The sequence below is a fragment of the Psychrobacillus antarcticus genome (genome assembly GCF_029533155.1).
Lineage (GTDB): Bacteria > Bacillota > Bacilli > Bacillales_A > Planococcaceae > Psychrobacillus > Psychrobacillus antarcticus.
The window spans coordinates 209,651-221,284 of the sequence record NZ_JAIZDB010000002.1; the positions used below are offsets into that span (position 1 = coordinate 209,651).

11 protein-coding genes and 1 pseudogene are annotated in these 11,634 nt (G+C 35.9%); 10 read left to right on the plus strand and 2 right to left on the minus strand.

Annotation, left to right across the window (positions count from 1 at the left end; translation table 11 throughout):
- The first annotated feature begins 15 nt into the window (after positions 1-15).
- From LDK52_RS02055 to LDK52_RS20055, 5 genes are all read left to right on the plus strand, one after another.
- Positions 16-519, plus strand: coding sequence for a TlpA family protein disulfide reductase (locus LDK52_RS02055; RefSeq protein ID WP_277584304.1), 504 nt, complete (start codon positions 16-18; stop codon positions 517-519).
- Between the two features lie 29 nt (positions 520-548).
- Entirely contained in the window at positions 549-1,673 is a 1,125-nt protein-coding gene (gene msrB, locus LDK52_RS02060) for a peptide-methionine (R)-S-oxide reductase MsrB (RefSeq protein ID WP_277584287.1), read from the plus strand.
- 34 nt (positions 1,674-1,707) lie between these two features.
- On the plus strand, positions 1,708-2,475 hold the full coding sequence (locus tag LDK52_RS02065) for a response regulator transcription factor (RefSeq protein ID WP_277584288.1): 768 nt from the start codon (positions 1,708-1,710) through the stop codon (positions 2,473-2,475).
- A complete protein-coding gene (locus tag LDK52_RS02070) occupies positions 2,472-4,202 on the plus strand; it encodes a cache domain-containing sensor histidine kinase (protein ID WP_277584289.1) in 1,731 nt (576 codons plus the stop codon). Before LDK52_RS02065 ends, LDK52_RS02070 begins: the two co-directional genes overlap by 4 nt.
- A 273-nt stretch (positions 4,203-4,475) precedes the next feature.
- The gene (locus LDK52_RS20055) at positions 4,476-4,586 is read left to right on the plus strand and encodes a hypothetical protein (protein WP_277584305.1); all 111 of its coding nucleotides are present in this window, start codon (positions 4,476-4,478) and stop codon (positions 4,584-4,586) included.
- Between the two features lie 184 nt (positions 4,587-4,770).
- Here LDK52_RS20055 and LDK52_RS02080 read toward each other — a convergent pair whose 3' ends face one another.
- Together LDK52_RS02080 and LDK52_RS02085 are read right to left on the minus strand one after the other, a co-directional pair.
- The gene (locus LDK52_RS02080) at positions 4,771-6,018 is read right to left on the minus strand and encodes a DUF4153 domain-containing protein (RefSeq protein WP_277584290.1); all 1,248 of its coding nucleotides are present in this window, start codon (positions 6,016-6,018) and stop codon (positions 4,771-4,773) included.
- A 42-nt stretch (positions 6,019-6,060) separates the two neighbouring features.
- Positions 6,061-6,159: pseudogene (locus LDK52_RS02085) on the minus strand (helix-turn-helix domain-containing protein); the annotation flags it as partial.
- Between the two features lie 265 nt (positions 6,160-6,424).
- Between LDK52_RS02085 and LDK52_RS02090 the strand changes: the two are divergent.
- From LDK52_RS02090 to istB, 5 genes are all read left to right on the plus strand, one after another.
- Entirely contained in the window at positions 6,425-6,802 is a 378-nt protein-coding gene (locus tag LDK52_RS02090) for a peptidylprolyl isomerase (RefSeq protein WP_277584291.1), read from the plus strand.
- A gap of 244 nt (positions 6,803-7,046) precedes the next feature.
- On the plus strand, positions 7,047-7,199 hold the full coding sequence (locus LDK52_RS02095) for a hypothetical protein (protein WP_277584292.1): 153 nt from the start codon (positions 7,047-7,049) through the stop codon (positions 7,197-7,199).
- Between the two features lie 623 nt (positions 7,200-7,822).
- Complete coding sequence (locus LDK52_RS02100; RefSeq protein WP_277584293.1) at positions 7,823-8,983, plus strand: cobalamin-independent methionine synthase II family protein; 1,161 nt, start codon at positions 7,823-7,825, stop codon at positions 8,981-8,983.
- A gap of 304 nt (positions 8,984-9,287) precedes the next feature.
- Positions 9,288-10,835, plus strand: coding sequence for an IS21 family transposase (istA, locus tag LDK52_RS02105; RefSeq protein ID WP_277584306.1), 1,548 nt, complete (start codon positions 9,288-9,290; stop codon positions 10,833-10,835).
- Positions 10,832-11,578, plus strand: a complete 747-nt coding sequence (istB, locus tag LDK52_RS02110) for an IS21-like element helper ATPase IstB (RefSeq protein WP_277584294.1) — start codon at positions 10,832-10,834, stop codon at positions 11,576-11,578. The genes istA and istB overlap by 4 nt, the downstream gene beginning before the upstream one ends.
- Positions 11,579-11,634 lie beyond the last annotated feature (56 nt).

Here is an 11,634-nt window from a genome sequence, read left to right on the forward strand (position 1 = left end):
GGGAGTTTAATTGTGATGAAAAAAATTTCTATTCTTCTCGCTCTAGTCTTTTTAGTAACAGCATGCTCCAGCGAAAAGGATCTAACGACTAAGAATAAAAACAATGAAAATCAAGCACCAACGTTTGACTTAATGGATGTAGATGGAAATACTCATAGTCTCTCTGATTATGCAGGTAAAAAAGTATATATTAAGTTCTGGGCATCTTGGTGTTCAATCTGTTTATCAGGCCTGGAAGAAATAAATACATTAGCTGTTGAAGAAAAGGATTTTGTTGTGCTAACAATAGTTTCACCTGGTTATAACAATGAAAAGAAAAGTGATGACTTTATTAAATGGTTCAAAGGCGTTGAAGATGTCTCTTCTATACCTGTTCTTTTAGATGAGGATGGCTCGATAGCCAAACAATACCAGGTAAGGGGATATCCTACTTCTGCCTTCATAAATGCAGATGGAGAACTGATCAAAACGCAAGCTGGACATTTAAGCAATGAACAGATCAGAACACAATTAAATTAAAGCCACTAACGAAGGGAGCTTGAGAAACAATGAAATTTAAATGGATCGTCGGATTAATAGGGTTAATGATTCTACTTACGGGTTGTGCAACATCGAACGCTACATTAAAAAGCGGTGCAGATACTACACTTAAATCAGCTGAAGCGACTTCCAAATATCCTGCAAATCCAAATGTAAATGTAACGTATGATGATGATAAATTAGAGGAAATTTGGCTTGCAGGTGGGTGCTTTTGGGGAGTTGAAGCTTTTATGGCGCGGGTGTATGGTGTAGCTGATGTCACTTCTGGCTACGCAAATGGAAATACGGAAAATCCTACTTATGAAAAGGTCATTAAAGGAGACACAGGATACGCAGAAACAGTTCATGTACTTTACGACCCAGAGAGAGTTGACTTGGAAAAACTGTTAACGCACTATTTTAAAGTGATTGACCCGACTGTCTTAAATAGACAAGGGAATGATCGAGGGGAACAATACCGGACGGGTGTATATTATAAAAAAACCACTGACAAAGATATAATTGATCAAGTAGTAGCAAAAGAGCAACAAAAATATAATGACCCCATTGTGACAGAAGTGGAGCCATTAACGTCCTACACACTTGCAGAGGAATATCACCAAGATTATCTCGAGAAAAATCCAGACGGTTATTGTCATATAGAATTTGACTCGCTGGAAGATCAGGAAATACCTAGCCTTACTGATCCTGCGTTATACCCAAAACCGAGCGATACCGAACTTAAAGAAAAGTTGACTGATATTCAGTACAAGGTGACCCAAGGGAATGGAACAGAAATGGCCTTTTCAAATGATTTTTGGGACAATTATGAACCTGGAATTTATGTTGACATCGCTACTGGAGAACCTCTTTTTTCTTCATCCGACAAATATGATTCGGGGTGTGGATGGCCAAGTTTTACTAAACCAATTGACCCTGATGTAGTAGTCGAACTTGAGGACAAGAGCTATAATATGATTAGAATAGAAGTAAGAAGTCGCTCAGGAAATAGCCATTTAGGTCATGTTTTTGAAGATGGCCCTAAAGACAAAGGGGGATTACGCTATTGTATTAATAGCGCTGCGATAGACTTCATCCCACAAGCAGAAATGGAAGCAACTGGTTACGGCTATCTTAAAAACAGTATAAATTAATTGCTTACGATTTCCTTTTTGAAAGGAGAACCCAATGTATAAATTATTAGTAGTTGATGATGAACCTATCATTATTAAAGGTATTCGCTCCTTTGTAGATTTTGATGCACTTTCGATTTCGGAAGTTTACGAAGCTTTTAATGGTGAAATGGCGCTTGAAAGCTTTAAAGCCCATCTACCTGATCTTGTTTTAGCTGATATTAATATGCCCAAAATGAATGGAATGGATTTTGCTATTGCTGCAAAATCCATTAAACCGGATGTGAAAATAGCACTCGTAACCGGTTATGATTACTTTGACTATGCGGTAACGGCTTTAAAGAATGGTATTGATGACTATGTACTAAAGCCCGTATCAAGAAAAGACATTCAAGATACATTAAAAAAACTCATAGAAAAGCTTAAAAATGATCAAAGTAGCTCAGAGATTTCTCGGCTTGTAAAAGACATCATTAGTAACTCGAATACTTCTGAAGATACGGGCTATAAAACTAAAATTCAACATGAAATAGCTCAGAACATTTCAAATGCTGAGTTCTCTTTAGCCTATTTAGCGAAACAAATGTCTTTAAGTACTTCCTACCTAAGCACACTATTTAAGACGCTTTATGGCACTACATTCCAAGATCATATGCTTAGGATTCGACTAGATCGCGCTAAAATTTTGTTGCTCAGTACAGAGATGAAAGTATATGAAATTGCTCGAGCAGTAGGTTTTGACGATCCTAACTATTTCAGTGCAACCTTCAAGCGGAAATTCAATTCATCTCCAAATCAATTCAAAGAAAAGGCGAAAGAATGAAGCTATTTACATCTAAAATGATGAAAAAACTTAGAGTTCAAATTGCCTTCCATTATTTAATAACAAGTGCACTCACCCTCTTAGCGATGGGGTTTATCCTCTATTCTAGTATTTCCTCTATTGTATTAAGAGAAGCGGTCACTACAACAGAAATGGCTGTCGATAAAAGTGGGATGTATATTGACCTTTATATTGATCGTTTAAAAGCTGTATCAAGCTTACTTTCTGAAAATCCACAACTCGTTAGCTATTTATCTACCGAAGAGCGTGATCCCTTAGAGAAGGAAGACCTATATAAAATTATTGAGACAACCATTGCTTCAGACGCCTTCATCAAGTCGATTATTATTGTTAGTAAGGATGGACAAATTCTTTCGAATGAACGTAACTTAAATATGAGCATGTCCAGCGATATGATGAAGGAACAATGGTATACCTCTGCAATTCATAGTGGAAGCAAGCCTGTACTCACTTCTGCAAGAATGCAGAATTTTTCTATGGACAAAGACAGTTGGGTAATTTCCATCAGTCGCGAAATGAAGAACACGCAAGGTGAAAATATTGGTGTGTTGCTTATTGATATTGAATATAAGGTAATTGATGACTACCTCACGAATTTGGAATTAGGTAAATCCGGTTTTTCTTTTATTATCAATGACAAATCAGAGGTCGTTTACCATAAGGATCCTGTTTATTTTAGAGACGTTGTTAAACAAAACACACTTCGAAATATTGTTGCAAATAAAGAGAGTTATGACAAGAAACAAAATACACTGACTCATACCTATTCACTCAAAAATGCCGATTGGCTCCTCGTCGGTGTGTCTTCTCAAGACGGTCTGCTCGCTATTAAAAAACAACTTCTCGAAATCTTTTTATTGGTAGGGATTGTCCTTCAAATCATTGCGGCTATAAGTGTAGGATTATTTGCAGGGAAAATTACTGCACCTTTTCAAAAATTAGAAAAAGTAATGCAAGATATCGAGTATGGCTTATCAGAAGTACCGATAGACGACAAAGGTTGTTATGAAGCACAAAGTTTAGCAAGACATTTCAATCTCATGATTCGAAAAATTGAAAAGCTTATGCAGGAAATAACGGAGAAAGAGAAGCATCTAAGAACTTCCGAAATCAATGTACTACATAGCCAAATCAATCCACACTTTTTATACAACACGCTTGATACAATTGTATGGATGGCAGAGTTTAATAATAGTGAGAAGGTCATTGAAATCACGAAGGCACTCGCACAGTTTTTCCGGTTGTCACTTAGTGGTGGCAAGGAACTCACGACTGTAGAGAATGAACTAGATCATGTGCGCCAGTACCTATTTATCCAAAAAGAACGCTATGGCGATCAGTTGACCTATGATATTATCTGTGATGAAGCGTTAGTACAGATGCAAATGCCTAAAATTTTAGTACAACCCATCGTTGAAAATGCTTTGTATCATGGTATACGTGGTATGGCACGTCAAGGTCATATTGAGATTCGGGCAGAAGAAAGCGATCGGGATATTCTTCTAATCGTAAAAGACAACGGAGAAGGCTTTTATCATCTAGATGTGAATAATACAAATAATGTCGCTAAACTTGGCGGAGTTGGTATTAAAAATGTTGATGAGCGTATCAAGCTCTATTATGGTGAAGGGTACGGTATAACTATCGATTCAATTGTCGGAAGTGGAACGACGGTAACCATTAAAATTCCCCAGAACAGCGAATAAGTGAATATCTGAACACAGCTAACTAGAGGGGGTACCAAATCCCAACACAGAAAAAACGTGAAGAGCAAAACATTCACGTTTTTTTGTTGCACAGTTACACCCAGTATTTAAAAATAACCCACGTATAAAGTATTTTCTTGAAATTATTCTATATAGAAAGTCACCAAATGGTATCTTTAAGTGTGTTATAAGTTAAAGGAGTTGATAGATGTTGCAACAATTAGTTCGTCGACTGAACTAGATATAGAGCGAATTATTGATGCATATGGCAATATGCTATTTAGAATATGTTTTGTTATTCTATGCAATGAGCAAGATGCAGAGGATGTTTTACAAGACACTTGTATTAAATATTTAACTAAATCTCTACCTTTTTACGATTAAGAACATAAGAGATTGTACAATTAGGCTTTTAAAAAACTTTATGATTGTAAGATCTTGTTCTACTAGGAAGAATGTAATTATTTAGAAAAATAAAAAGCCGAAAATGAACAAGTTATGAATAGAACCTTGATTATTTTTGGCGTTTATAAGGAAAATCAGCATCCGTAACATTAATAAAGCCTTTCTAATTAAAAATGAAAGGAAAAGTAAATATAACGAAAGCCGCCCAAAGTCCGTAGACTGGCAAATACTTAGTAACCGCATCTTGGATGGGTGAAGGTCCGGTCTTGTTTTGTAGAAAACGCAAATAGGAGACCATAATCCAAATAAGATTTCCCCAGATGAGTATGTTTACTCCTAAAACAGCAAGTCTATTAGGCGTAATCCCATAAGAAGAAAGTCTGAACCCTATGGCCGACAAAGCCACACTGTCAATGATAAGCGCAAGAACAATTAAGACGAAATTTATATAATCTGAAATGTTCTTTTTCTCGTCTGAGTCGCTTTCAGTAATTGAAAATATGGTAACGACCAATACACCAAGGAGTATTCCGTTGAAGGCTATCAGGAAATTTCTGTCCAAGAATGGATTTTTTCCGACCCATATAACCGTTATAAGATAGACCAACAATGTGACCAGAACAAGAGGACTAAAAATTTTAGCTATATATGGTGTAATATTCTTAGCAATTTTAAGGTTCATTGATACCAGGTATGCAGTCACAATAGCGAGAGCGGCAGCACCAAATAAAACGACATTACTAAAATAAAATTCTTCTATATCCAGACCAACAAAGCTAAATAACTGCATAGTTAATGCCGCTAGTACCATTCCGCTAACTGCCATGCTGCCGTAGAGAATACAATACTCCAAGTTAAATTTAATATAGGCTAATCTTTTAAGGCCTTTTGAATATTCATTTCCTGTAAATGCAAGCCCTACCAATACCCATAAGAATATGGGAAGGTGTAAATAAGCAAGGATAATGCTGTCTTTATAATTTAATGGCAGCATATTAAGATAAATACCGGAAATTAGGAACAACGCTACAAGGGAATAAATAATACTTTTTTTCGGAGTATTATTGTAAACAAAATAGGCAGCAATGAAGGGAATTATACCAAAAGCAAGGTTAATTGGGGAAATTGCTTGTTGTTCGACAAAGTGGAAAATGATCCTGGTGCTTATCCCGGCCAGAATGGCTAATATGCCCATGAATAAGAAACCTTTCTGAAGCAGGGAAGCTTTTTCTATATGTGCCGTCTCCTTGAAATTCAATCTTTCATACCAAACAGCAAGGACCTGCGAATCAGGATTTTGTTCCCATGCGTCGGAGAATGACTTTTTAAAGGTTTTGGGGTCATTTCTAAACATTCTCTCCAGCTCTTGAGGGTTAGAAATATTTTTAATAATAAAATTGTTGCTATTCACGTTTATACCTCCTCTAATAATTATCAAATTTTTTAAAATGACTTCATCACTTTTGTGTTCTAAAACATCCCCAGTCTGACTTTCTAAAGCCTTACAAATCCCATCTAAAGTTGATAATCGAATCGCTTTTGCCTTCACATTTACATAAGAAAAAAAACTAACTTTCTATTAAGTGTATTACTTATTAGATATTAACATGTTATTTACCGAGAAACAATAAATTTTTATTGATTATTAAAATCTTTTTATCGTTAATGATTAATATGGGAAAATTTTTTGCGCTTTACAAAGAAATAATCTGTATAGTGTATCTAATGAGCCTCAATTGCATTACTGTTAGTCAATAGGTACCTAACGATGCTATTGGAATAATGTATGATCACAAAAAAGAAGGGAGAAAATTCAATTGAAAAAACTATTATATTTAATGATACTTGTCACAATGATATTAGCAGCATGTAATTCAACAGAATTGAGTATTAGGGAAATTCAAAGTGTCCCTAATAAAGTACAAGAGAGCATTAACTCTGATTACACACATCAAATAATTAATGATAGTGAAAAGAAGAACGCCTATATTATTTTTCAATCTACAGGAACAGTTACAGCCGAGCTAGAAGTGATAGAGAACGTATTAAACATAAAGTTAGAAAGTACAAGTCAAGAAAATAATGAGTTAAAACAGTTTGCATATAAAATTACTCGTGGCGATGCAGAATATGACACTATAAATGTGCAATTAAACGGACAAGATACGCATTTTGATAATTCATCAGGTTTTTAGTGTAGGGTACCAGGTTCTGAAACGCTTCTGCATTGTATTTGAACCTGGATCTTTCACAAGTAGAAATGGATATATAGGAAATAACTACGTAAATCCGTTGTATAAACAAAAGGTTATTAGCAACATTTAGCCCCAATTGAACGAAAAATCGATTTCTATTTTCAATACCATTAATTTATTGTTTAAATGGGCTAAAAACTCACATACTTATCTCATAAATAATGTGTGAAAGGATGTGTTTTTCATGGGAGAATCAAAATATGCACAACTAGAACCTGAACAATTATTAGAAATTAATCAACTAGAAGAAAAACTTGAAGTAACCTTGATTGCATTTAATACTTCAAAAGTAAATGATTTTACAAATAATAATCAAGATGAAACCTCAATAAACTAAATTTCTTTGTAGGTAATTTTGAAAGTGTTTTGAATAAAATCTTGACCACCGAAAAAGTCCTCAAAGGTATTTCATAGCGAGTAAGAGTACGATAAGTCGTTCTCTTACTCGCTTTTTAACGTTATAGCCTTGGAAGTAGATCAAGCTGAAGTCACTAAATTGCAAGAGGCTAACCGGAAAGCTCAAACAGATTATGAATCAAAACTGCAAGAGCAATCTTATAACTTTGCACTAGAGAGCGCTTTGATTGGTGCGAAGTTTGAACTTTCATGTTTGTTTCTAACGCAGGGACAAAAATATTGATGTAATAAAATCGGATTTGTAACAAGATCTCATTCACCTGAACAAGGGAAGAGTGAGAGATTGGGAGCGTTTTAGCAAGGGTTTATTCATACTGAACAAATTAGTGTTTAGAGTCTAAATGTTACTTTATAAAGAAGCATAAAACCCGAACTTTTCTAAGTTTGGGTTTTGTTTATATAGCTCACTCTTAAAGATTAGATACTTGCTATAGCTTTTAGCTATAACTAGTTATTCTTTTTAAGTATTATGTAGATAGTATTTCTCCATGCTAGAATTAAAACAGTACAGAAAGACATTTGTAAAAATGAGGAGGATTTTTCATGAGTAATAAATTTCAAATCGTAGGTAGCCTGTTGCGTCCGACAGATTTATTGGAATATAAACATCAGATTGAACATCGTGACGATATCAGTTATCCATTTTACCAATATTTCCAGGGGTATGAGCAGTGTGAATCTGATGCGATTCAGGCTGTAGTCGACAAAGAAATTAAAAATGATTTGTCCATTCTCACTGATGGAGAATACTCCAAATCCATGTGGCATCTGGATTTTGTTTGGGGCTTCCAAGGGGCTAGCCGCTATATAGCGGATCATGGATATTTTTTCAGAGATACCGATGGAACTTCAAAATATGAGACTCGAAAAGATATTGGTTTACGCATTACAGATGAATTGAGTGGGAAAAACCATCATTTTATTCATGTATATAAAAAACTTCAAACCCTTGCTGGCGACCGTGAAACAAAGCTGTGCGTACCTTCTCCATCTCATATTTTTGGTGAGTTATCATGGTCAGATAACATTGGTGGCAAAGATGCAGTTTATAGTGATATACATGAGCTTAAAAACGGTCTTGTTAAGGCGTATAAAGAATTTGTCGAGGAATTTGCTGCTGTTGGAGGGAAAATCCTTCAATTCGACGATTGCTTATGGGAGCTATTTGCAGATGATAACCCGAACTCTCCATTTACTGGCGAGAGTATCAATGAAGAGGAAGTACAGGGTCTAGCTACAGAATTTATTGACATCAACAATAAAATAATTGATTTTGGTCATAGCTTAGGCTTGAAAATGTGGACTCATAACTGTCGTGGTAACTATGATTCCCGTAATATGGGCGGTGGCTCATATGACAAAATTGCTAATCTGTTTTTGAAGCAGCTTAAATACGATCGCTTTTTCCTTGAATGGGATGATGAACGTGCAGGCTCACTCGATGCGCTCGCGGTGTTTAAAGATAAGCCTGAAACGGAAATTGTACTTGGATTGTTGTCTTCTAAAACCAATACGCTTGACGATGAGGCTCGTGTAGTTAGAATGCTTGATGAGGCATCGAAAATTATTGAGAAGGATAGATTATTACTTTCTCATCAATGCGGTTTTGCGTCCTGCGATGGCGGCAATGAATTAACGGAAGATGAACAGTGGGCGAAAATTAAACAAGGACAACGTATTGCCCAGCAATATTGGGCTAATTAATACTTAACTAATTAAAGGGCAGAGTAAATTCCCTCCCTCAGACTGTCGAAGGTACTTGTCGACAGTCTTTTTCTATAGCATCTTTAAAAAATCAAATGGTAATTATATAGCAATAAATCTGTACAAAGCCCTTCGAAAACAGTAGAAACAGGTTTAGATCCTAGGGGACCGGGCGTTTGTAACCGCTATACTAAAATAGACAGTTTTCGCTGAGATGCCGTGAACACTTTCGCCATTCTAACAGCCCATCTAGTAAACTAGTATTATTCGTTTACTGGAGGCAGGAGACTTGGAGGAAAAGTTAGTGTTATATGTTGAAATTCATCAGTTATTAAAACGTAAAATGAAGATTGCACAAATTGCTAAACATTTAAAAGTAAACAGAGGTACTGTCTATAAATATTTGGGAATGTCTTTTGAAGAGGCACAGGAGTATTTAGGTAACCCTCTTCGAAAACCTAAGAAACTAGATCCCTATCGGGATTGGATTGTCGCTTGGTTAGAAGAGTTTCCACATTTAAGTGCAGCTCAAATTCAAGATTGGTTATTAGAGCGTCATCATGATTTAGAAATAGGCGAAAGCACAGTACGCTCTTATGTAAAAGAAATTCGTGAAATATATCAGATAGAGAAAAAAGCCATCACTAGACAGTATGAGTCCGTTCCAGAACAGCCTATGGGTAAACAGCTACAGGTTGATTGGGGGCAGACAAAGCAGAAAACCACCAAGAAAAAAGAATTGAAGTTGTATTTCATCGCTTTTGTGTTAACTCATTCACGGTATAAATATATGGAGTGGCAAGACCGCCCCTTCACAACAAAGGATGCCATTAGATGTCATGAAAATGCGTTTCGTTTTTATGGAGGATGTTCGGAGGAAATTGTTTACGACCAGGATCATTTACTCACGGTTAGCGAAAATGCCGGCGACTTAATCTTGACGTCTGAATTTCAAGCATATGTGAAGGATCGCAAATTCCGAGTTTATTTATGTCGTAAGGCGGATCCAGAATCTAAAGGAATGATTGAAAATGTGGTGAAATACATAAAAGGTAATTTCGCAGACAGTCGAGTTTTTAAAGACATTGAAAGTTGGAACATAAGTGCTTTACAGTGGTTAGAGCGTACTGGAAATAAGAATGTACACAATACAACGAAAAAGAGACCAGTAGAAGTGTTTCTCGTCGAAAAGCAACACTTACAACCGGTCTCTCCATTACTATCATTAGAAAGTAACCATACAGTAATTATACCAAGGAATGTAAATAAGGACAATACGATTCGCTTTAAGTCCAACCGTTATTCAGTTCCCGTAGGAACTTATGGATCGCAAAAAGATAATCAAGTGTACTTGGAAATACAAGGAGAACAACAAAATACCCTTGTCATCTGCAAGCGACCAGATAATGCGGTTATTGCGGAACATCAAATTAGCTCTGAAAAAGGAAAGCTCATTAAAAATCGTAGCCATTCTCGTGATCGTTCCCAAGGAATTGAAGAGTTAAAAGGCAACGTCATTTCTTATTTCGAAGAAAAAGAGGCCATCTCTATGTATCTAGATGAAATTTGCCTAAAATACGTTCGTTATCGCCGAGACCAATTAGCGATTCTTCAAACAGTCATTAAGAACGATCCAGTATGGATTGATCAGGCTCTTCAAAAATGCATCAGTGAAAAACTTTACAGTGCAAATGATTTCCGAGATATAGTAATTTATTTGAAAAAGTCGAGTGAAGAATCAGTTGTAGCAATTAAGGGAGTTAAAAAAATACCTACATCTAAAACTAATATTCAAGTAACACCACGCTCTGTTAGTACATATACAAGTATCTTGCGAGGGAATGTCCAATGAATAAAACGGTGAAGGAATTACAAGATCATTTTCGCCAATTACGTTTAGCAGAAACTTCTGAGGAGCTTCCCCAGCTCCTTCGAGAAGCTGAAAAATCATCTTGGACATATTTAGAATTTCTAGAAGCCATTACATCGTTTGAGTTAAATAAACGAGAAACAAAAAGCATTGAGCGACGTATTAAATGGGCTCGATTTCCTTACTATAAAACACTTCAGGAATTCAAAGTAGAGGAACAGACAGCCTTAACAGATCGTCAATTAGCCCAATTACAAGAGTTTAGTTGGTTAGAACAACAATATAATTTGATTCTATTAGGGCCACCTGGTGTTGGTAAAACATTTCTAGCCATAGGGCTAGGAATAGAGGCGATTCAAAGAGGTTTTCAAGTGTATTTCGTGACAATGGGAGAATTAATACATCTATTAAAATCGCAGGAGTTTACCCATAAGTCACAAGTGCAAATTAAGAGAATTCAAGCATCTGATTTAGTAATCATTGATGATTTGATGTATATGGCAATGGATCAACGGGAAGCAAATCTGTTCTTTCAATTGATTAATCATCTTTATGAACAAAGTTCCATTATATTAACATCAAATAAAAGCCCCGATCAATGGACGGAGTTAATGGGAGATGAAGGAATTACGACTGCCATTTTAGATCGTTTATTACACCGTGTGGAGGTTATTCACATGGAGGGCGATAGCTATCGCATGAAAAACAGGCAGCATGTATTTTAAGCAAAAGTGTTCATTTCAAACGAGCAAAAACTGTATGTTTTCACTTGACGGTTACA